This is a genomic window from Streptomyces sp. NPDC051740 (genome assembly GCF_044453165.1).
Taxonomy (GTDB): Bacteria; Actinomycetota; Actinomycetes; order Streptomycetales; family Streptomycetaceae; genus Streptomyces; species Streptomyces atrovirens.
On sequence record NZ_JBITCL010000017.1, the window covers coordinates 77222 to 97920 of the forward strand.

17 protein-coding genes are annotated in these 20699 nt (G+C 72.0%); 5 read left to right on the forward strand and 12 right to left on the reverse strand.

Features of this window, described 5'->3' with window-relative positions:
* Positions 1–28: 28 nt before the first annotated feature.
* The 4 genes from ACIA6T_RS25875 to ACIA6T_RS25890 all read right to left on the reverse strand — a co-directional run bounded on the left by ACIA6T_RS25875 (position 29) and on the right by ACIA6T_RS25890 (position 3292).
* Entirely contained in the window at positions 29–421 is a 393-nt protein-coding gene (locus ACIA6T_RS25875; RefSeq protein ID WP_399448859.1) for a pilus assembly protein, read from the reverse strand.
* Positions 418–1671, reverse strand: a complete 1254-nt coding sequence (locus ACIA6T_RS25880; protein ID WP_399448860.1) for a CpaE family protein — start codon at positions 1669–1671, stop codon at positions 418–420. The genes ACIA6T_RS25875 and ACIA6T_RS25880 overlap by 4 nt, the downstream gene beginning before the upstream one ends.
* Before the next feature lie 9 nt (positions 1672–1680).
* On the reverse strand, positions 1681–2388 hold the full coding sequence (gene cpaB, locus ACIA6T_RS25885; RefSeq protein WP_399448861.1) for a Flp pilus assembly protein CpaB: 708 nt from the start codon (positions 2386–2388) through the stop codon (positions 1681–1683).
* A 70-nt stretch (positions 2389–2458) separates the two neighbouring features.
* Positions 2459–3292, reverse strand: a complete 834-nt coding sequence (locus tag ACIA6T_RS25890; protein WP_399448939.1) for a hypothetical protein — start codon at positions 3290–3292, stop codon at positions 2459–2461.
* 409 nt (positions 3293–3701) lie between these two features.
* On the opposite strand from ACIA6T_RS25890, the gene ACIA6T_RS25895 reads away from it, so the two are divergent.
* Both ACIA6T_RS25895 and ACIA6T_RS25900 read left to right on the forward strand, forming a co-directional pair.
* The gene (locus ACIA6T_RS25895) at positions 3702–5414 is read left to right on the forward strand and encodes a chitinase (protein WP_399448862.1); all 1713 of its coding nucleotides are present in this window, start codon (positions 3702–3704) and stop codon (positions 5412–5414) included.
* 170 nt (positions 5415–5584) lie between these two features.
* Entirely contained in the window at positions 5585–8005 is a 2421-nt protein-coding gene (locus ACIA6T_RS25900; protein ID WP_399448863.1) for a serine/threonine-protein kinase, read from the forward strand.
* On the opposite strand, the gene ACIA6T_RS25905 is transcribed toward ACIA6T_RS25900, so the two are convergent.
* From ACIA6T_RS25905 to ACIA6T_RS25930, 6 genes are all read right to left on the reverse strand, one after another.
* Complete coding sequence (locus ACIA6T_RS25905; RefSeq protein WP_399448864.1) at positions 8002–9330, reverse strand: Nramp family divalent metal transporter; 1329 nt, start codon at positions 9328–9330, stop codon at positions 8002–8004. The genes ACIA6T_RS25900 and ACIA6T_RS25905 overlap by 4 nt on opposite strands.
* A gap of 67 nt (positions 9331–9397) precedes the next feature.
* Positions 9398–10096, reverse strand: coding sequence for a hypothetical protein (locus tag ACIA6T_RS25910; protein WP_399448865.1), 699 nt, complete (start codon positions 10094–10096; stop codon positions 9398–9400).
* Between the two features lie 84 nt (positions 10097–10180).
* On the reverse strand, positions 10181–11668 hold the full coding sequence (locus tag ACIA6T_RS25915; RefSeq protein WP_399448867.1) for a GntP family permease: 1488 nt from the start codon (positions 11666–11668) through the stop codon (positions 10181–10183).
* A 127-nt stretch (positions 11669–11795) separates the two neighbouring features.
* Positions 11796–12206 (reverse strand): RidA family protein, encoded by a 411-nt coding sequence (locus ACIA6T_RS25920; protein WP_073932203.1) that lies wholly within the window; start codon positions 12204–12206, stop codon positions 11796–11798.
* Positions 12203–12967, reverse strand: a complete 765-nt coding sequence (locus tag ACIA6T_RS25925) for an IclR family transcriptional regulator (RefSeq protein ID WP_399448868.1) — start codon at positions 12965–12967, stop codon at positions 12203–12205. The genes ACIA6T_RS25920 and ACIA6T_RS25925 overlap by 4 nt, the downstream gene beginning before the upstream one ends.
* The gene (locus ACIA6T_RS25930) at positions 12964–14100 is read right to left on the reverse strand and encodes a sugar kinase (protein WP_399448940.1); all 1137 of its coding nucleotides are present in this window, start codon (positions 14098–14100) and stop codon (positions 12964–12966) included. The genes ACIA6T_RS25925 and ACIA6T_RS25930 overlap by 4 nt, the downstream gene beginning before the upstream one ends.
* A gap of 159 nt (positions 14101–14259) precedes the next feature.
* On the opposite strand from ACIA6T_RS25930, the gene ACIA6T_RS25935 reads away from it, so the two are divergent.
* Both ACIA6T_RS25935 and ACIA6T_RS25940 read left to right on the forward strand, forming a co-directional pair.
* Positions 14260–15531, forward strand: coding sequence for an amino acid deaminase (locus ACIA6T_RS25935; RefSeq protein WP_399448869.1), 1272 nt, complete (start codon positions 14260–14262; stop codon positions 15529–15531).
* 11 nt (positions 15532–15542) lie between these two features.
* Complete coding sequence (locus tag ACIA6T_RS25940; protein ID WP_399448870.1) at positions 15543–17153, forward strand: amidohydrolase family protein; 1611 nt, start codon at positions 15543–15545, stop codon at positions 17151–17153.
* 22 nt (positions 17154–17175) lie between these two features.
* Here the strand turns inward: ACIA6T_RS25940 and ACIA6T_RS25945 are convergent, their stop codons facing one another.
* Both ACIA6T_RS25945 and ACIA6T_RS25950 read right to left on the reverse strand, forming a co-directional pair.
* Positions 17176–18111 (reverse strand): serine protease, encoded by a 936-nt coding sequence (locus tag ACIA6T_RS25945; RefSeq protein WP_399448871.1) that lies wholly within the window; start codon positions 18109–18111, stop codon positions 17176–17178.
* 395 nt (positions 18112–18506) lie between these two features.
* A complete protein-coding gene (locus tag ACIA6T_RS25950; protein WP_399448872.1) occupies positions 18507–19292 on the reverse strand; it encodes a hypothetical protein in 786 nt (261 codons plus the stop codon).
* Positions 19293–19416: 124 nt separating this feature from the next.
* On the opposite strand from ACIA6T_RS25950, the gene ACIA6T_RS25955 reads away from it, so the two are divergent.
* The gene (locus ACIA6T_RS25955) at positions 19417–20628 is read left to right on the forward strand and encodes a pyridoxal phosphate-dependent aminotransferase (RefSeq protein ID WP_399448873.1); all 1212 of its coding nucleotides are present in this window, start codon (positions 19417–19419) and stop codon (positions 20626–20628) included.
* The last annotated feature ends 71 nt before the right edge of the window (positions 20629–20699 follow it).

Genomic DNA, 20699 nt, shown 5'->3' on the forward strand with positions numbered 1-20699 from the left:
GTGCGGCCTGTGCGGCTCGTACGGCATGTCAGTCCGTCTCCTCCTCGACCGCGCCCGCGTGTCCCTCCACGTCGAGGGGGAGGGAGATGGTGCCGGGGAAGAGGAGGGGGACGTTCAGCTTCACGTCGGCGGTGACGAAGCCGCCCGAGGTCGTGCAGTTCACGGTCGCTCCCCCCGCCCACGCTTCCGACAGCTTGTCCCTCCCGGCCTCCTGGCAGGCGCCCTGGCGTGCGCCCGGTGCCGCCGCCGTGGCCGCCCGTACGGCCTCGTCCGCAGCATTCCCCGCGAGCGTGAACGCGTACCCCACCAGTACGAGCTGCCACAGCACCACCAGCGTCACGAGGATGGTGGGGGTCATGCCGAGGAACTCGATGGTCACCTGGCCCCGGTCACGCGCGGGTGATGCCGCTTTCATGGTCATCCCCCTCCGTCCCTGCGCCGCCGGAAGCTCACCGACCCCCGGTCGCCGCGCGGTCTGCCGCCCTTGTGGGCGCCCTCGGCGGCCTTGACCAGGCCGAGTTCGCCGGCCAGGCCCCACAGGGCCTGCTTCACCGTGCTCTTGTTCTCCAGTTCGTGGACGCGGCCGGCGTCCACGACGGCCTGGAGTTCCTTGAAGTGGGCGGGGATCACGGTGGCCGCGACCGCGGTGGCGGTGATCTTCCGGATGAGCGGGGGCTGGATCTCCGTGGACCGGGTGTGCCGGTTGACGACCACGGTGGTCTCCTCGGCCTTGCGGATCTGCAGCCGGTCCCACATCCGCACCGCCCGCTTGGCGCCCCGTACGGCGATCACGTCGGGGGTGGTGACCAGCAGGGCCGTGTCGGCCATCTCCACGGCCGCCGCGCCGGCGCCGCCGAGCTGGGCGCCGCAGTCGATGACGACGACCTCGTAGCGGGAGCGCAGGGCGCTGACGATCTGGCGGGTGGCGCGGTCGGTGACGTCCTCGCCGCGTTCGCCCTCGCCGGGGGCGAGCAGCAGGGCGAGGCCGGTGTCGTGGCGGAAGACGGCGTCGGCGAGGACGCGCGGGGAGATGTCGCCCACGGCGGCGAGGTCGACGACGGAGCGGCGGAACTGGACGTCCAGGTAGGCGGCGACGTCACCGGTCTGGAGGTCCATGTCGACGAGGGCGGTGGTTCGGCCGGAGGCCTGGGCGGCGAGGGCGAGCTGGATGGCCGTCAGGGTCGCGCCGACGCCGCCCTTGGCGCCGCTGACGGTGACGACGGTGCCGCCGGCGCCGGTGAACACGTCACCGCCGGAGCCGAGGTGGCGCCGTACGCCGACGGACCACTGGGCGACGGCCTGGACGCGGCTGGCGAGTTCCTCGTAGCCGAGCGGGAGGGCGACCAGGCCGCGGGCGCCGTAGTCCATGGCGGCCTGGAAGAGGCCGGGGCTCGCGTCGGAGGTGACGAGGATGACGCCGACGGCGGGGAAGCGCAGGGCGACTTCGCGGATCAGCTCCAGGGCGGGGACGGGGCCGATCCGCTCGTGCACGACCACGACCTCGGGCAGTTCGTCGACGGACTCGGCTGCCAGGCGGGCGAGGGTGTCGACGAGCTGGGTGGAGTCGGCCACCGGGGCCACCGGCTCGGCGTCCGGGAGCTGGCTGAGCAGTGTGGTGAGGGACCGGACCGCGTCCGCGTCGCCGACTGCCGGCAGGATCCTCGTGGGCATGCGGGCCTCTCACTTGTCCTTCGCGAGTTCGTACGTCCGCTGCGAGTCCGGGACGGTGCTGTCGGTTCCGGGTGCGACCAGCGCGAGGCGGACCCGCTGGGCGAACGACTCGGCGTAGGTGATGCGCTGGGTGTCGACGGCGGACAGCGCGAAGGTGATCGGGACGGCGTCGGTGGGCTCCCGGCCGCGGTCGTTCTCGTCGGGCTGGAGGGCGGTGAGCTTGCCGACGTCGAGGACCTTGGCGTTGGTCACGATGATTCTGGACTGGTCGGGGTCGCCCTCGCGCTCGCCCTCGAAGGTGGCGTAGACGTTGACCGAGGAGCCCGGTGTGATCTTGCCGGCGACGCCGGTGGCCGCGTCGATCATGATGGCGACCTCCTGCTGTCCCGGCTGCAGGGCGGGCTGGTTCACGATCATGTCGCTCTGCAGCAGGGAGCCCTCCTGCAGATCGGTCACGGCGATCTTGCCCCGGATCTCGTCCAGGTCGGTGACGGCGTTCTTCGACAGCCACCGCTCGGGCATCTCGATCTTCTCGAACTGGCCCGTGCTGAGGGGGGTGTAGGGCGCCACGTCCGTCTTCAGCCGGTACGCGGTGACCTCGGGGCCGACCTTGGACTCCACGTCGCTGATGACGGAGAGCACGCCGGCGAACGCGCCGAGGGCGCACAGGACCGACAGGAGCAGGAGTATCACGCCGCGGCGCTGACGGGAGTTCATGAACCGTGCAACCTCATCGGGGATATCGGTCGAGCGGACTCGGGCGGGATCGTGCGGTGGGGGTGAGGGGTCAGGTACCCCGGGTGAGGGCCGGCGTGCCCTCGGGGGCGGGTGGTACGGCGGAGCAGAACACGCACCGGTCGCCGATGACGTCGATGCCGCACCAGTGGCAGACACCGCGCCGTACGGAGGTGACCAGCTGGTACAGGACGGACAGGTCGGGCAGGTAGGTGCAGAACTCGACGATCCTGCCGGTCCCCCACCAGCCGGGGGACTCGGCGGGGAGCGGTGTCTCGCGCAGGCCCTGGACCTTCCAGGAGGGGGCCAGGGTGGTGGTGACCCAGTCGGACTGGAGCTGGCCCTTGGCGACGAGCATCCAGGTACCGAACTCGGGTCCGTCCAGGGAGGCTTCGGGGCCGAGGCGGACCAGTTGCGGCTGTGGGTGGGCGAGCACGGCGAACTGGCTGCCGGGCATCCAGGACTTGGCGTGCTGCTTCAGGCCGACGGGGACCCGGTCGAGGCGGGCGACGGAGCCGAGCAGGGCCCCGGAGTGGATGTAGTGGATCAGCAGCCGGCCGGCGGAGGCGAGGACGCCGGGGCTGAGGTCGCAGGAGGCGAGCTGCCGCAGTTGGCGGGCCAGGACGGCCAGTCCGAGCGGTGGCAGATCGGGGCGGAAGAGGGCTATCCGGTCGCTCTCCAGCAGGGAGCGCAGGGTGTGCAGGCGTCGCCGGACGGCGGTGGGGGCGGCCTGGGAGCAGACCACGATGACGTGCCCGTGGTGCTCGATGACCGACTGCAGCTCGGTCAGGACCTGTTCGAGCGGGCGGGTGTCGATGTCCCGCAGCACCACGGCGGGCAGGGTTCGTTCGTCCTGGGCCGGCAGCGCCATGTCGGCGCCGGTCACGGCAATGGCAGTTGGCACGCGCGGCTCCCCGTTCTCCCCAGGCCCCTCGGCCCATCGGGCGTCACTCCGATGCACCCTGGTGACTTCACTGCGTGACTACGTCAGCACTGTATCCGCGGGCCTGTGGCCGGAGAACAGCGTTTGAGCAGCCGAACAGCAACTGCCGGTGCACAAGGTGCGCCAAAACGGGACACGTTGAGCATCTTGCCGGTCCCGGTCGGGCCCCACAGGTGTGGATCCCGTGCACCGCCTTGACGCCGGACACCGCCCCGGGGTCGGTTCACTGGTCGATTTCGGTCTGGACCCATTGACAACGGGATTGGTCTGGACCACCTTGTGCTGCACACGGTGGCCACCGTCGCTCGTACTTCCCCCTCTCCCCCACCCTTCTCCCCCACCGGAGGCCCCAGTGAACCGCGCACCAGGAACGCCCGTTCGCAGCAGACGTCTCTGGGCCGGAGCCTTCGTCTCCGCCCTCGCCCTCGCCCTTCCCCTCGCCGGTGCGGGCCAGGCGTCCGCGGCGGACGTCAACAACGCCAGGAACGCCGGCTTCGAGGCGGGCCTGAGCAACTGGACCTGTTCGGCGAACAGCGGCGCGACCGTCTCCTCCCCGGTGCACGGCGGTACGGCCGCGCTCAGGGCCACGCCCGCCGGGCAGGACAACGCCCGCTGCTCCCAGACGGTCGCGGTGAAGCCCGACTCCACGTACCGGCTGAGCGGCTGGGTGCAGGGCGGGTACGCCTACCTGGGCGTGACCGGCACCGGAACGACGGACGTGTCCACCTGGACCCCGGACTCCGGCAGCTGGAAACAGCTGTCGGCCGGCTTCTCCACCGGTTCCTCCACCACCTCGGTGACGGTCTACACCCACGGCTGGTACGGCCAGGCCGCCTACTACGTGGACGACCTGTCGGTGTTCGGCCCCGACGGGGGCGGCGGCGGTGAACCGGAGCCGACGGTACCGGGCACACCGGGCGGTCTGTCCGTCTCCGGTACGACGTCGTCGTCGGTGTCGCTGGCCTGGAACACGGTGTCGGGGGCGACCGGGTACACCCTCTACCGCGACGGCACGAAGGTGACGGCCGTGTCGGGCACGTCGGCGACGGTGACCGGCCTCGCGGCCGACACCTCGTACTCCTTCCAGGTCGCCGCGGCCAACGCGGCGGGCGAGTCGCCGAAGTCGACGGCGGTGACGGCCCGCACGAAGCAGAAGGACGACGGTGGCGGGGGCGGTGACCTGCCCGAGCACGCCGTCACCGGCTACTGGCAGAACTTCGACAACGGCGCGGCGGTGCAGCGCATCTCGGACGTCCAGAGCGCCTACGACATCATCGCGGTCGCCTTCGCGGACGCCACCGGCACCCCGGGCGCCGTCACCTTCAACCTGGACTCGGCGGGCCTGAACGGCTACACCGTCGACCAGTTCAAGGCGGACGTCCGGGCCAAGCAGGCGGCCGGGAAGAAGGTCGTCATCTCGGTCGGCGGTGAGAAGGGCACCGTCTCGGTGAACGACTCCGCCTCCGCGACGAACTTCGCGAACTCGGTGTACGCCGTCATGCAGGAGTACGGCTTCGACGGCGTCGACATCGACCTGGAGAACGGCCTCAACCCGACCTACATGACGCAGGCCCTGCGCGCCCTGTCGGCGAAGGCGGGCCCGTCGATGATCCTGACGATGGCGCCGCAGACCATCGACATGCAGTCGACGTCCGGCTCGTACTTCCGTACCGCGCTGAACGTGAAGGACATCCTCACGGTCGTCAACATGCAGTACTACAACAGCGGTTCCATGCTGGGCTGTGACGGCAAGGTCTACAGCCAGGGTTCGGTGGACTTCCTGACCGCGCTCGCCTGCATCCAGCTGGAGGGCGGTCTCGACCCGTCCCAGGTCGGCCTGGGCCTGCCCGCCTCGACGCGGGGCGCGGGCAGCGGCTACGTCTCCCCGTCGGTCGTGAACAACGCCCTGGACTGCCTCACCAAGGGCACCGGCTGCGGCTCCTTCAAGCCGTCGAGGACCTACCCGAGCCTGCGGGGCGCGATGACCTGGTCCACGAACTGGGACGCCACGGCAGGAAACGCCTGGTCCAACGCGGTGGGCCCGCACGTCCACGCACTGCCGTGACCGGCGCGGCCCGAACGGCACCGCCCCCGGCCCACGGTGACGTGGGGCGGGGGCGGTGCCGTTCGGGTACCGGCGCCCCGGACGGGGACCGCAGGTCACGAGCGGGATACAGAAGCAACCGATGTGTCTTCGGACGCCCCCTGGCGTGACCGCTGTGCGAGGATCGGGCCGTGGATGAGCTGAGACCCGACGATCCGTCACGTATCGGCCCCTACCGGCTTCTCGCCCGCCTCGGCGCGGGCGGCATGGGTGAGGTCTATCTGGCCCGCTCGACCGGTGGCCGCACCGTCGCCGTGAAACTGGTCCGTTCCGAGCTGGCGTCGGAGCCCGAGTTCCGCAGGCGGTTCGCGCAGGAGATCGCGTCCGCGCGGCGCGTGGGCGGCGAGTGGACCGCGCCCGTGCTGGACGCGGACACCGACGCGGCCGCGCCGTGGGTCGCCACCGGGTACGTGCCGGGGCCCTCGCTGCACGAGGTGATCGCCGGGCGCCCGGAGCCGCTGCCCGAGCGGTCGGTGCGGATCCTCGCCAACCGGCTCGCCCGGGCGCTCACGGCCGTCCACGAGGCGGGCCTCGTCCACCGCGACCTCAAGCCGGCGAACATCCTGGTGACGATCGACGGGCCGCGCGTCATCGACTTCGGCATCGCCCGCGCGCTCGACGCGGTGACCGCCGACGGCAAGCTGACCCGCACCGGGGCGGTGATCGGCTCGCCCGGCTACATGTCCCCCGAGCAGGTTCGCGGCGAGCCGCTCACCGCCGCCAGCGACGTCTTCTCGCTCGGCTCGGTGCTGGCCTTCGCGGCGACCCGGCGTCAGCCGTTCAGCTCGTCGGACAGCGGGATGCACGCGGTGATGTACCGGATCGCGCAGGAGTCGCCGGACCTGTCCGGCCTGCCCGAGGGTCTGTCGGACCTCGTACGCGACTGCCTGGCCAAGGACCCCGCCGCCCGGCCGACGCCCGCCGATCTGGTGGAGCGCACGGCCGCCGACGCGGCGAGCGCGGACACCGAGCCGTGGCTGCCGGCCGGGCTGATCGCGGAACTGGGCCGCAGGGCGGCCCGGTTGCTGGACTCGGAGGCACCGGGCACCCGGGCCGTCCCCGCGCCTCCGGCCGCACCGCCGACCGTGCCGCCGATGCCCGTCACCGGGCCGCCCGCGGCCACCCCTCCGCCGCCGCCCGGGGCGCCGCCGGTCCCGTCGGCGGTTCCGTCCCCGACGCCGCCCTCCGCTCCGCCCTCGACGCCGCCCGCGACCCCGCCGCTGCCGGCGAGCGCGCCGGCCACCCCGCAGCCCACCGCGGACCCGGTCCAGCCCACCGCGGCCCCGGACCCGGCCGTCGTGGACCCGAGGCCGGCCGTCGTGGACCCGAGGCCGGCCGCCATGAGCCCGGCACCGCCCGCCGCGGACCCCGGCCCGCCCACCGTGAACCCGAGCCCGCCCGCCGTGAACCCCGGCCCGCCCGCCGTGAACCCCGGCCCGCCCGCCGTAGACCCCGGCCCGCCCACCGCGGACCCGAGCCCGCCCGCCGTGAGCCCGGCACCGTCTGCCGCGGACCCGGCGTCGGCTCCCACTCCGGCTCGGACACCCGCGCCGACGCCGGTCGCGCCGCCGCTCGGTGTGTTCGGGGACCCCATTCCGGCGCCGGCCCCCGCGCCCGCCCCGGCGGCCCGCAGGCGGACCCGGCTGGTCGTCGGCTCCGTCGCCCTGGTCGTCGCCCTGCTCGCCGGCGGCATCACGTACGCCGCCATGAACATGGGCGGCGACAAGGACGACGGCAGGAACACCGGCGCCGGGAGGACGAGCGGCTCCGGGCAGCCCGCCGACGACAGCACCGAAGAGCCCGCGGGCGACCCCACGCAGGACGAGGAGGACACCTCCTCCCCGGGCCCGGCGCCCTCGGCCTCCATCGAGGGCGCGATCGCCGACGATTACCTGGGCACCTGGCAGGGCCAGGGCAAGGACTCCGAGGGGAACGTGCGATCGCTCCGGCGCATCACGATCACCCAGGGCATAGAGGGCGAGGACGTCGCGACGACGTTCAACTCCTTCGAGGACGTGCTGTGCACCGGCGCCGGGAAGCTCGTCTCGTTCGGCAGCCTGATGGTGCTGGAGTCCCGCTCGGTCACCAGCATCCCCGAGTCCGGCTGCACCGACGGCGGCGAGCAGACCCTGCGTCTGGGCGACGACGGCTCGATCACCTGGACCAGCGGCGACGGCGGCGAGACCGCGATCCTCACGAGGACCGAACCGTCCGACACCCCCATCCCGGACTCCTTCCTCGGCACCTGGAAGCGTGAGGGCTCCGACTCCGGCGAGAGCATGTCCCTCGTGCTGGAACAAGGGGCCTACGGTGAGGTGGTGGCCAGGTGGACCGGTGACGGGGCGGCGTACCACTGCGAGTGGGAGAGCGTCGTGGTGGACGCCACCAGCACGGGGGTGCGGCTCGGCCCGGCGGTCGTCACGGTCGCGGAACCGGAGGACCAGTGCGAGAACGGCAACACGGACACGTTGCGGCTCAAGAGCGCCGACCAGCTGGCCGTGACCGTGCTCGGTGACGACCAGCCCCCGACGACCTACCGCCGCGCGGACTAGAAGAACTCCGACCACGGCTGGTCCCAGACCTGCTTCACGCACAGGACCAGGAACAGCAGGCCCGCGATCGCGAGCATGCCGTTGCTCAGCGGGCCGTTGCGCCACTCGCGGGGCGTGCGGGACGAGTTGAGGAGCCAGAGCAGGGTGAGGGCGAGGAAGGGCATGAAGGCGGCGCCCAGGACGCCGTAGATGATGATCAGGCGGAAGGGCTCGTCCTGGAAGAGCAGGATCATGGGCGGGAAGGTGAGCCAGAGCAGGTAGGCGCGGAAGGTCCAGGAGCGTTCGCGGCGCCCGGAGGCCAGCTCGTCGCCCCGCGCCTCCCGCTCGCCCCGCTGCCGGGCCAGGAAGTCGGCGAACATCAGGCTCACGCCGTGCCAGACACCGATCAGGGAGGTGAAGGAGGTGGCGAAGAAGCCGATCAGGAAGAGCTTGCCGGTGGCCGTGCCGTACTCCTCCTCCAGGATGTCGCCGAGCTGCATCAGGCCCTTGTCGCCGCTCGCGATCGCGATGTTCGCCGAGTGCAGCAGCTCGGCGCCGACGAGGAGCATCGCGATGACGAAGATGCCGGTGGTGGCGTAGGCGACCCGGTTGTCCAGGCGCATGACCTTCATCCAGCCGGTGTTCGTCCAGCCCTTGGCGTTGACCCAGTAGCCGTACGCGGCCAGCGTGATGGTGCCGCCCACGCCGCCGATCAGGCCGAGGGTGTTGAGGACCGAGTCCTTCTCGTCCGGGAGGACCGGGAGGAGGCCGGCGAAGGCGTCACCGAGGTGGGGGGTGACGCGGATCGCCAGGTAGACGGTGACGACGAACATGACGCCCACCAGGACCGTCATGACCTTCTCGAACACGTCGTACTTGTTGAACCAGACGAAGACCAGGCCGACGAGGCCGCAGGCGATGCCCCACCATTCGAGGTCCATCACGTCCGGGAAGAGGGCCTGGAGCGGCAGGGCGCTGGACGACATCGCCGCCGCGCCGTAGACGAAGCCCCAGATCACGGCGTAGACCGCGAAGAACCAGGTCGTCCAGCGGCCGAGGCTCGCCCAGCCGTCGAAGAGGGTGCGGCCGGTGGACAGGTGCCAGCGTCCGCACGCCTCCGCGAGGGAGATCTTCACCAGGCAGCCGAGGATCGCCGCCCACAGCAGGGTGTAGCCGAAGTTGCTGCCCGCGATGAGGGTGGCGACGAGGTCGCCGGCGCCGACACCGGTCGCGGCGACGACGATGCCGGGACCGATGTAGCGCCAACTGGACTTACGGGGAGCCGAACCGGCCCCGGACCCGAGTGGTGCGCCGACGTCTCTGGTGTTGCCCGTGGTGTCCGCCATGGGGGTCAAGAAAGCCCATGGCGGCCGGTGGGACAAGAGGGCGTGCGCGGATCTTCACCCGATGCGCTTAGTCGGCGTCGGTTCCGTCGCCGTCACCGGCCTTCTCGTCGTCCTTCGTGTCGTCCGTCCGGTCTTTCTTCCCGTCGTCCGCCCGGTCGTCCGCCCGGTCGTCCTTCCCGTCGTCCGCCCGGTCGTCCGCCCGGTCGTCCTTCCCGTCGTCCGCCCGGTCGTCCGCCCGGTCGTCCGTCCGGTCGTCCTTCTCGGACTGCTCCTCGCCGTCCTCGAAGTACGTGTCCAGGACCGCGTCCAGCGCGGTGTCCCATTCCGCGAAGCTGCTGCGGGACGGGGCCTCGACCTCGATCGGGTACCAGCGGCGGTCAGGGGTGTGGACGGTGAGCGTCCAGCGCTTGCCGAAGCGGGCGGTCTCCGTCTCCACCGCGCCGATCTCGTCCCAGCGGAACTCGCACTCCTGGTCGTCCAGGCGCAGTCGTACGCCGCTGTGGTCGGCGACGACCCGGGCGCGACGGTCGGACGCCTCGAAGACGGGGCCGTCGGGGACCGCCGGCTCCTCGGCGGCGGACTCCTCCTCCACCTCCGGTTCCGGCTCCGGAGTCGTGTCCTCCGGGACCGTGTCCTCCGGTTCCTCCGGCTTCGCCTTCGCGTCCTCCTCCCGGCCGGACGCGGGCGAGGTGAGCCCGGGGATGAATGCCGGGTCGAATCCGGCGCCTTCCAGGGGCTGGCTGCTCGAACCTATGCGCTGCTCCACACCGCAGGAGTATGGTCGACAAACCTGTGCCGGACACAGCCAGCCCCCAACTTCGTTATCAGACGCCTACATGGGCACCATGGCTCACACGACGAGACTGAGCGCGGCGGCGACCACGAAACCGGCCACGGACAGCACGCTCTCCAGCACCGTCCACGTCTTGAGCGTGTCCCGTTCGCTGATGCCGAAGTACTTGGCGACCATCCAGAAGCCGCCGTCGTTGACGTGCGAGGCGAAGATCGAGCCCGCCGAGATGGCCATGATGACCAGCGCGACGAACGCCTGCGAGTGGTCCCCCTCGGCCAGCAGCGGGGCCACGATGCCCGCCGTCGTCACGATCGCCACCGTCGCCGAGCCCTGCGCGACCCGCAGCACCACGGAGATCAGGTAGGACAGGACGATCACCGGCAGGCCGACGTCGTTGAAGGTGTCCGAGAGGGCCTGGGCGACCCCGCTGGCCTTGAGGACGGCGCCGAAGACACCGCCCGCGCCGACCACCAGCAGGATGTTGCCGACCGGCTTGAGGGAGGACGTGGAGACGGTCTCCAGGGACTTGCGGGACCAGCCGCGCCGGATGCCCAGCAGGTAGTACGCGAGGAAGAGGGCGAGGGTGAGGGCCACGAACGGGTGGCCGAAGAACTCGATCACCGAGCGGAGGGTGGACTCGTCCAGCGCGATCGAGGAGAAGGTCGCCGCGAGGATCAGGATCAGCGGCGTACCGATGATGCCGAGGACCGTGCCGAGCGGCACCGGCGCCTCCCGCGGTTCGACCCCGGAGGCGCGCTGCTCGGCGGCGACGGCGTCCTTGGCCTCCTGGGCGGCCTCGACCATGTCCTGCGGTACGGCGACGAAGATGCGCTTGCCGATCCAGGCGGAGTAGGCCCAGGCTGCGGCGACGGCCGGCAGACCGCAGACGATGCCCATGAGGATGACCCAGCCGAGGTCGACGTGGAGCAGTCCGGCGGCGGCCACCGGGCCCGGGTGCGGGGGCAGGAAGGCGTGGGTGACCGAGAGGCCGGCGAGGAGGGGGAGGCAGTAGAGCAGGATGGACTTGCCGGAGCGCTTGGCGGCGGCGTACACGATCGGCGCGAGGACGAAGATGCCGACGTCGAAGAAGACCGGGATGCCGAAGATCAGACCGGTGAGGCCCATCGCGAGCGGGGCGCGCTTCTCGCCGAACAGGCCGAGCAGCCGGCCCGCCAGGACCTCCGCGCCGCCGCTGACTTCGAGGATCGCGCCGAGCATGGTGCCCAGACCGATGATGATCGCGACGTGGCCGAGGATGCCGCCCATCCCGGACTCGAGGGTGGACACCGCGTCCGAACGCTGGACCGTGCCGAAGAGTTCGGTGACCGACAGACCCGCCATCAGGCCGACGGCTATGGAGACGGCGAGCAGCGCGACGAACGGCTGCAGCCGGACCTTGATGATCAGGAAGAGGAGCAGCGCGATACCGATGGCGGCGACGGTCAGCAGACCCGCCGTGCCGTCGAGGAGGAGGAGCAGTCCTCCGGTGTGCGGTGGTGTCTCCGCCGGTGCGGAGGCGGCGAGCGGGAGGAGCGGATGGGACATTCGGGGGTCCTCTGGCTAAGTGCACGGTGCTTTCGGGCAGGGGGGATCGCGGCACGGCGTCCCAGGGGGTGCGGGACGCCGTGCCGTGACGTCGTACGGCAGTGGGGGGGGGAGGGGAGGGCGCGGGTCAGCCGAGGACGGCGAGCGCGTCGATCTCGATGAGGAGGCCGGCCGGGAGACCGACGTAGACGGTCGTGCGGGCGGCGGGCGGCTGGGTGAGGCCCTGCTCCTCGAAGTAGGTGTTGTAGAGGTCGTTCATCTCCGCGAAGTGGTCCACGTCGGTGAGGTAGACGCGGATCATCATCACGTCGTCCCAGCTCGCGCCGCCCTCTTCGAGGATCGCCTTGACGTTGGCGAGGGTCTGGAGGGTCTGCTCGCGCAGGGTGGGACCGGCGGGCGTGGGCGGCTTGCCCTCCTCGGCGGGCAGGAACCCGACCTGGCCGGCGACCTGGAGGATGTTGCCCTTGCGGACTCCGTGGGAGAACTTCGCGGGCGGGGTGGTGTGGGTCGTGGGGGTGAGCGCGGTCTTCTCGGTCATGCGGGGGTGTCCTTCACTGGGGTTCTGCCGGAGTACTCGCCGCTGATCGCGTCCGCCGTGCGGCGCACCAGCGGGAGCAGGGTGAGGAGTTCGTCGGCGGTGACGACGACGTTCGGCGCGGAGACCGACATCGCGGCGACCACCTTGCCGTCGGCGCCGCGGATCGGCGCGGCGACGCAGTTGATGGACTCCTCGTGGCCGCCGAGGTCGGTGGCCCAGCCCTGTTCGCGCACCTTGGCCAGTTCCTGGAGGAACGCGGCGGCGTGGGGTGTCGAACGGGACGTGTACATGGGGTAGTCGAGCTTCTCCGCGAGGGCGCGGCGCTCGTGCTCGGGCAGGTCGGCGAGGAGCAGTTTGGCCACGGCGGCGACGGTGATGGCCACGGGCTTGCCGATCCGTGAGTACATGCGGACCGGGTAGCGGCTCTCCACCTTGTCGATGTAGAGGACCTCGTTCTCCTCGTACACGGCGAGGTGGACGGTGTGTCCGCACTTCTCGTTGAGGCGTACGAGGTGGGCGTGGGCGATCTCGCGGACGTCGAGGTTCTCCATCGCCTCCTGGGCGAGGGCGAAGAGGCGGGCGCCGAGGCGGTAGCGCTGGTCGGACTGGCGGTAGACCAGGCCGTGCTCGTGGAGGGTGCGGAGGAGGCGGAGGGCGGTGGATTTGTGCACGCCCAGGCGGTCGGCGACCTGGCCGAGGTCGGCGGGGCCCTCCGCGAGCAGGGGGAGGATGCTCAGGGCGCGGTCTACGGTCTGGCTCATGGGGTGCGTGCCTCCTTCTCGGCCCTTTCGTCTTCATCGGCTTGGGTCCAGCCGGGGCCGAGTCGCAGTTTCCCCCACGCGGTGTCGTCGAGGGCGACCAGGCGGTCGGCGAGGGGGCGGGGCGGGGGTGGGGCGAGGTCGCCGGGGGTGGTGAGGGCGGCTGCCGCCATGAGGTGGCCGTGTCTCAGGCGGTCGCGTAGGGGGAGGTCGCGGAGGGTCGCCGAGAGGAAGCCTGCGGCGAAGGCGTCGCCGGCGCCGGTGGTCGCGACTACGTCGACTTCGAGGGCGGGGGCGGTTGTGGCTGGGCGGGGAGTGTCGGCGCGGCCCGGCGCCGACGGGGTGCCGTCGCGCCCACCCGTGCCGCCCTGCGGTACGACTGCCCGCGGGAGCGGCTGTGCGACGCGGTACGACTGTCCGCGGGAGCGGCTGTGCGACGCGGTACGACTGCCCGCGGGCTCGCAGAAAGCGACTGCTCCCCCGGCGCCCTGCTTGACCACCAGCATCTTCGGTTCGGGGAGGGCCTCGCGGATGTGGGACGGGTCGCCTGTGACGCCCCAGGCCTCTTCCGCCTCGTCCTCTCCCACGAAGACGATGTCCGCGCCGCGTGCCAGGTCCAGGAGGATCTCCGGGCCGTGGGTGTCGCGCCACAGGGCCGGGCGGTAATTCACGTCGAAGGAGATCAGGGGGCGGGCGGGGTGGGGGGCGGTCAGTTCCCGGATCAGGGTCAGGCAGTCGGCGGAGAGTGCCGGTGTGATGCCCGACAGGTGCAGGACGCGTCCCGCGCGTACCGCCTCCAGGTCGAGGTTCGCGGCCGTCATCGCGGAGGCCGCCGAGCCCGCCCGGTAGTACGCGACCTCGTGGGCGTCCGTGGCGCGGTCGCCGGCCGTGCGGAAGTAGACGCCGGTCGGGCGGGCCGGGTCGCGGCGGACGTGCGACACGTCGACGCCGTATCCGCCGATCGCCTCGACGAGGTGGTCGCCGAAGCCGTCGGCGCCCACCCGGCTGATCCACCGGGTGGTGTGACCCGCCGCCGCGAGCACGCACGCCACGTTCGACTCCGCGCCGCCGATACCCCGGTCGAAGGACGGCACATCGGCGAGGCGGCCCGGCCGGGAGGGCAGGAACGTCACCATGGACTCGCCGAGCGCGACAACGTCCACGGCGTGACTCCTTCTCTTCTGCGGGTGAGGCGGTCTCCGTTGACCGCACGTGGCCGAGATGTTAGACAGCGGTAAGCGATATACGCAACGAGTGTTGCAAGTAGTGCAACACTACTGATCAGGGAGGTTCCGATGGTCCTCGACGCTCTCGCCCGCCTCACCGGGGAACGGGTCGACCACCGCTTCAAGGGCCTTCCGCCGGACGCCGAGGGGCTGACCGTCGGCGAGCTGGCCGCGCAGCGCCGGAACCTCTTCACCGGCGGCTTCACCACGCCCGTGCTCGCGCTCTCCGCCGAGCGCCTGGAGCACAACCTGAAGCTGATGGAGGCGTACGCCGCCCGGCACGGGCTCGCCTTCGCGCCGCACGGCAAGACCTCCATGGCCCCGCAGCTCTTCCAGCGGCAGATCGAGCACGGGGCGTGGGGCATCACGCTGGCCGTCCCGCATCAGGTGCGGGTGGCGCGGGCGTACGGGATCCGGCGGGTCTTCCTCGCCAATGAGCTGGTGGACGCGGCGGCCCTGCGATGGGTCGCGGCCCAGCTGGACGCCGATCCGGACTTCCGGTTCATCTGCTGCGTCGACTCCGTGCGCGGGGTGGAGCTGATGGACGCGGCGCTCACCGCGAGCGGCGCCTCCCGCCCCGTGGACGTCGTCGTCGAGCCGGCCGCCGGTGAGGGCGCCCGCACCGGTGTGCGGACGGAGGCCGAGTGCGCCGCCGTCGCCGATGCCGTGGCCGGGGCGCGCGGACTGCGGCTGGTCGGGGTCGCCGGCTACGAGGGCGAGGTCCCGCGGGCGGACCCGGAGCGGGTGCGTGCCTGGCTGCGGCGACTGGTGTCGCTCGCCGTGGACTTCGACAAGGCGGGGCGGTTCGCGGGGCTGGACGAGATCGTGGTGAGCGCGGGCGGCAGCGCCTGGTTCGACGCGGTGGCGGACGTCTTCGCCGAGGTCCCGGAGCTGTCCGCGCCCGTACTGAAGCTGCTGCGCTCGGGGGCGTACGTCTCGCACGACGACGGCCACTACCGCGAGCTGACCCCCTTCAACCGGGTCCCGGAGGAGGGCGCGCTGGAGCCGGCGTTCCGGCTGTGGACGCAGGTGGTGTCGCGGCCGTCCGCCGAGCAGGCGTTCACCAACGCGGGCAAGCGGGACGCGGCCTACGACCTCGATCTGCCGTTCGCCCAGGTGGTCCGCCGGGACGGGAGCGAGCGCCCGGCCACCGGGATCTCGGTGACCGGGCTGTCCGACCAGCACGCGTGGCTGCGTACCACCGGGGACGCCGATCTGGAGGTGGGGGACTGGGTGGGGCTCGGACTGTCCCATCCGTGCACGTCGTTCGACAAGTGGGTGCTCATCCCCGTGGCGGAGGCGGACGGCACGGTGGTCGACTACATCCGTACGTTCTTCTAGGAGGCCGGCGCATGGAAGAGCTCGTCATCAGGGACGCGGACGTCGTCGACGGCTCCGGCGATCACGCGTACCGCGCGGACGTGGTCGTGGACGGCGGTCGCATCGTCTCCATCGTGAAGGAGGCGGCGGACGCGGGGTGCCAGCGTCCGAAGGCCCGCCGTGAACTGGACGCCGAGGGGCTGGTGCTGGCGCCCGGCTTCATCGACATGCACGCCCACAGCGATCTGGCGCTGCTGCGCGACCCCGACCACAGCGCCAAGGCGGCACAGGGCGTCACCCTCGAAGTCCTGGGCCAGGACGGACTGTCGTACGCGCCGGTCGACGACCGGACGCTCGGCGAGGTGCGCCGGGCGATCGCCGGGTGGAACGGCTCGGGCGACGACATCGACTTCGACTGGCGGTCGGTCGGCGAGTACCTGGACCGGCTCGACCGGGGCATCGCGGTCAACGCCGCGTATCTGATCCCGCAGGGCACGGTCCGCGCGCTCGCCGTCGGCTGGGAGGACCGGGCGGCCACACCCGAAGAGCTGGACCGGATGCGGCAGTTGGTCGCGGAGGGCATGGAGCAGGGCGCGGTCGGCATGTCGTCGGGGCTGACGTACACGCCGGGCATGTACGCCGAGGACGCCGAACTGACCGAACTGTGCCGGGTGGTGGCGTCGTACGGCGGCTACTACTGCCCGCACCACCGCTCGTACGGCGCCGGGGCGCTGGAGGCGTACGAGGAGATGGTGGCGCTGACGCGGGAGGCGGACTGCCCGCTGCACCTCGCGCACGCCACGATGAACTTCGGCGTGAACAAGGGCCGGGCGCCCGAGCTGCTGTCCCTCCTCGACGACGCGCTCGACGCCGGCGCCGACATCACGCTCGACACCTACCCCTACACGCCGGGCTGCACGACCCTCGTGGCGCTGCTGCCGAGCTGGGCGAGCGAGGGCGGGCCCGAGGAGATCCTGCGGCGGCTCGCGGACGACGGGACCGCCGAGCGGATCCGGCACCATCTGGAGGTCACCGGCTCGGACGGCTGCCACGGTGTGCCCGTGGAGTGGGAGACCATCGAGATCTCGGGCGTCGGCGACCCGGCGCTGGGTGAGTACGTGGGCCGTACGGTCCTGGAGTCGGCGCGGGCGCGCGGCGAGTCGCCGTGGGTGGTCGCGCGGGAGCTGCTGCTGAAGGACAGGCTGGCCCCGACGATCCTCCAGCACGTCGGCCACGAGGAGAACGTACGGGCGATCATGCGGCACCGGGTGCACACCGGCGGCTCGGACGGCATCCTCCAGGGCGCCAAGCCGCATCCGCGCGCGTACGGCACGTTTCCGCACTATCTCGGTCACTACGTGCGGGAGTTGGGGGTTTTGTCGTTGGAGGAGTGCGTCGCGCGTCTGACCTCGCGCCCGGCCGCGCGGCTGCGGCTGGCGGACCGGGGGCTGGTCCGGGAGGGCCACAAGGCGGACCTGGTGCTGTTCGACCCGCGGACGGTGGCCGCGGGGTCGACCTTCGCCGAGCCTCGGACGCTGCCGACGGGCATCCCGCATGTGCTGGTCGACGGGCGGTTCGTGATCGAGGACGGACGGCGCACGGACGTGCTCGCGGGACGGGCGGTCCGCAGGACTCCCCGCTGACCGCCCGCCCCTCACCGGCCCCTCACGGCTTGGGAACCGCGCAGCCGCTCGCGCTCAGGTCGAGCTTGTTGTCGACGCCGAAGCAGGCGGGGAACAGGTAGGTCTGCTGGGCGTAGTTGATGCCCTGGCGGACCGTGACCTGCCCGCTCTCGTCGACCTCGCACGGGTTGTTGACCGTGCAGCGTTCGCCGTCCTCGTTGCCGGTGTTGTTGACGGCGACCACCTGGCCGGTGGCGCTGTCGACGACCGGTGAGCCGGAGGTGCCGCCGATGGTGTCGCAGGCGGAGGTGTAACGGACCGAGTCCTTCCAGGTCCAGTCCCCCTCCTTCATGCGGTACGCGAACCCGTCGACGGAGCAGTTGTAGATCCGCTTCCAGTAGCCGGACACCACGCTGATGGACGTACCGGCCGCCGGGCGGGTGGCGCTCAGGGGCAGCGCGTCGATGCCGTACGCGCTCTTGATCCGCGCGTATGTCGTGCTCAGCCGGTAGATCGCGGCGTCCGTGTCGGTCATGGTCGCGTAGACGAGCCGGTCGGCGCGCAGCGTGGCGACCTTGGAGCCGGCGGAGTTCAGCAGCCCGAAGGTGCGGCTGGACGCCCGGTCGACGAGGACCTGGCCGGGCGCGGGGAAGCCGCTCTCCAGGCAGTGGCCGTTGGTGAGCACGAGCGCCGGGTCGTCGTCCGCCGAGCCGGGCATGCGGACGACGGAGCCGGAGCAGTTGCTGAGCGAGACGGTGCCGGCGAAGTTCACCGCGCCGGCCTTCGGCGCGGTGAGTCCGGACAGGGCGTCCGCCGCGGCCCCGACCGTGTCGTTGACGAGATCCGTCAACCCGGTGGCCGGGGCCGCGTCCGTGGTCGTGTCCGCGCCCGTGGGGGGTGGCGCGGAAGCGACCGCGGGGGTCGCGCCCGCCCCGGCGAAGGCCAGGGCGCAGAGCGCGACGACGAGAGGTTTTCTCATGGGGGTCCCCTCTTGCGGCGTCGGGCGGCCGGGAATCCTCCGGCCACCCACAGAATTGTCATGCGCATTGTCAGCACGTGGGCGGCGAGGGGGCAAGGGCCTGTTTCCGGCCGGTAACTTCGTCGCGCGATCAGGGTCTCCCGAGAGGGCGGGAGCGGGGCGACGGGCGCGGGGAGAGTCCGTGTGGAGGTGATGGAGGGGCGGAAGGGGCAGCGGGGGCGGAGGAGGCGGGCAGCCCCACATGGGCCGCCGCTTGGCCGCTACTTGGGCCGCCCGCCTGGCCGCTACTTGGGCCGCCCGCCCGGGCCGCCCGCCTGGCCGCTACTTGGGCCGCCCGCCCGGGCCGCCCGCCTGGCCGCTACTTGGGCCGCCCGCCCGGGCCGCCCGCCTGGCCGCTACTTGGGCCGCTTCGGGCCCTGCCCCCTCCCCGGCCGGTCGTCGGAGCCGCCCGAGCCGAGGTCGCCCGGCTCCGTGGTGGTGGAAGGCGCCGCCGTCGGGTCGTCCGGTGCGGAGGTGGCGCCGGCCGACGGCCCGGCCGATTCCCCGCCGGACGGGATCTCCCCGTCCGTCCGGTCCTCGCCCCCGGCACCCGCGCTCGGGGCGCCCGAGCCGGCCGAAGGGCCGCCGCCGGCGACCGGCCCCCCGGCGGAGGAGGACGCGTCCGGCTCCACGGACGACACCCCGGACTCCCCGGCCGCCGGTCCGGTACGGCCGCCCTTGCCGTCGGAGGCACCGGACGGCGAGCCCGAGAAGGCGAACCCCGCGATCAGCGCCGCCACCGACACCGCGCCCACCGCTCCGGCGGCCACCACCGCACGGTGCGAACGCCAGGCGCCGGCCTTGCGCCGGCCGCGACGGCCCGAGCCGTGGCGCGGGCCGCCCGCACCGGACCGGGAGCCCGCGCTTCCCGCACCGTCCGCCGCCGCCACCGCGTCCCCTTCCCCGGGAAGGGACACCCCGTACGGCCCGTCGTCCACCCGCACGGAGGACACGCCCCGCTCCCCCACCGGCGGCAGTTCGCGCGTCTCGTCGTACGCGTTCTGCCAGCCGTGGGCGCTCGCCGGATCGGCGTACTCGTCGTATTCCGGGGGCGGGGCGGTCTGCGGGAGGTACACGTTCGGCAGACCCTGGGGCGCCGGCGTGCCGCTCCCCCCGTCGGCGCGGGGAGAAGGGGTGGACATGGCGGCGCATTGTAGAGAAACGGGGCACTCCAGGGACAGCGAGCGGACAAACCACCCGAATCGACACGTCTCACGTGGCGGAAAACACGGCCCGGGGGGCCATACCGGGCCGTAAGCTCCCAGCATGCAGGTGATCCAGTCGACCAAGCTCTCCAACGTCTGTTACGAGATCCGGGGCCCGGTGCTCGAGGAGGCGATGCGGCTGGAAGCGGCCGGTCACCGCATCCTCAAGCTGAACACCGGCAACCCGGCGGCGTTCGGCTTCGAGTGCCCGCCCGAGATCCTGGAGGACATCCTCCGCAACGTGTCGACGGCGCACGGCTACGGCGACGCGAAGGGCCTGCTGGCCGCGCGCCGGGCGGTGGTCATGCACAACCAGACCCTCGGCATCGAGACCGACGTCGAGCACGTCTTCATCGGCAACGGCGTCTCCGAGCTGATCGTGATGGCGATGCAGGGGCTGCTGGACGACGGCGACGAGGTGCTCGTCCCCGCGCCCGACTACCCGCTGTGGACGGCGGCCGTCTCCCTCTCCGGCGGTACGGCGGTGCACTACCGCTGCGACGAGCAGTCGGACTGGATGCCGGACCTCGCCGACGTGGAGCGCAAGGTCACCGACCGCACCAAGGCGATCGTGATCATCAACCCGAACAACCCGACCGGCGCGGTCTACGACGAGGCGGTCATCAAGGGCCTCACCGACATCGCCCGCCGCCACAACCTGCTGGTCTGCTCGGACGAGATCTACGACAAGATCCTCTACGACGACGCGGAGCACGTCCCGACCGCCTCCGTCGCCCCCGATCTGCTCACCCTCACCTTCAACGGCATGTCGAAGGCGTACCGGGTGGCCGGCTACCGGGTGGGCTGGATGTCGATCTCGGGGCCGCGCGCCCACGCCGACTCCTACATCGAGGGCCTGACGATCCTGGCGAACATGCGCCTGTGCGCGAACATGCCCGGCCAGCACGGCGTGGTCGCGGCGCTCAGCGGACGCCAGACGATCAACGAGCTCGTCCTGCCCGGCGGACGGCTGCGCGAGCAGCGGGACACGGCGTACGAGTTGCTGACCCAGATCCCGGGCGTGAGCTGTGTGAAGCCGAAGGGCGCGCTGTACCTGTTCCCCCGCCTCGACCCCGACGTCTTCAAGATCAAGGACGACCGGCGGATGGTCCTGGACCTGCTGCGCCGCGAGAAGATCATGGTCGTGCAGGGCACCGGCTTCAACTGGCCGGAGCCGGACCACTTCCGGGTGGTGACCCTGCCGTCGGTCACCGACCTGCGGGACGCGGTCGGGCGGATCGCCCGCTTCCTGGACGGTTACGGCCAGCCCTGAGCCCGCGCGCGAACGGCCTCTTCACGAACGGCCTTTTTACGAACGACTCAACTTTAGACTGAATCCAAGCT

Bases quoted from the DNA above. Each gene is read 5' to 3' on its own strand.
- ACIA6T_RS25875 (WP_399448859.1), bottom strand. From the start codon at position 421: ATGACCATGAAAGCGGCATCACCCGCGCGTGACCGGGGCCAGGTGACC.
- ACIA6T_RS25880 (WP_399448860.1), bottom strand. From the start codon at position 1,671: ATGCCCACGAGGATCCTGCCGGCAGTCGGCGACGCGGACGCGGTCCGG.
- cpaB (WP_399448861.1), bottom strand. From the start codon at position 2,388: ATGAACTCCCGTCAGCGCCGCGGCGTGATACTCCTGCTCCTGTCGGTC.
- ACIA6T_RS25905 (WP_399448864.1), bottom strand. From the start codon at position 9,330: ATGGCGGACACCACGGGCAACACCAGAGACGTCGGCGCACCACTCGGG.
- ACIA6T_RS25915 (WP_399448867.1), bottom strand. From the start codon at position 11,668: ATGTCCCATCCGCTCCTCCCGCTCGCCGCCTCCGCACCGGCGGAGACA.
- ACIA6T_RS25920 (WP_073932203.1), bottom strand. From the start codon at position 12,206: ATGACCGAGAAGACCGCGCTCACCCCCACGACCCACACCACCCCGCCC.
- ACIA6T_RS25925 (WP_399448868.1), bottom strand. From the start codon at position 12,967: ATGAGCCAGACCGTAGACCGCGCCCTGAGCATCCTCCCCCTGCTCGCG.
- ACIA6T_RS25930 (WP_399448940.1), bottom strand. From the start codon at position 14,100: ATGGTGACGTTCCTGCCCTCCCGGCCGGGCCGCCTCGCCGATGTGCCG.
- ACIA6T_RS25935 (WP_399448869.1), top strand. From the start codon at position 14,260: ATGGTCCTCGACGCTCTCGCCCGCCTCACCGGGGAACGGGTCGACCAC.
- ACIA6T_RS25940 (WP_399448870.1), top strand. From the start codon at position 15,543: ATGGAAGAGCTCGTCATCAGGGACGCGGACGTCGTCGACGGCTCCGGC.
- ACIA6T_RS25945 (WP_399448871.1), bottom strand. From the start codon at position 18,111: ATGAGAAAACCTCTCGTCGTCGCGCTCTGCGCCCTGGCCTTCGCCGGG.
- ACIA6T_RS25950 (WP_399448872.1), bottom strand. From the start codon at position 19,292: ATGTCCACCCCTTCTCCCCGCGCCGACGGGGGGAGCGGCACGCCGGCG.
- ACIA6T_RS25955 (WP_399448873.1), top strand. From the start codon at position 19,417: ATGCAGGTGATCCAGTCGACCAAGCTCTCCAACGTCTGTTACGAGATC.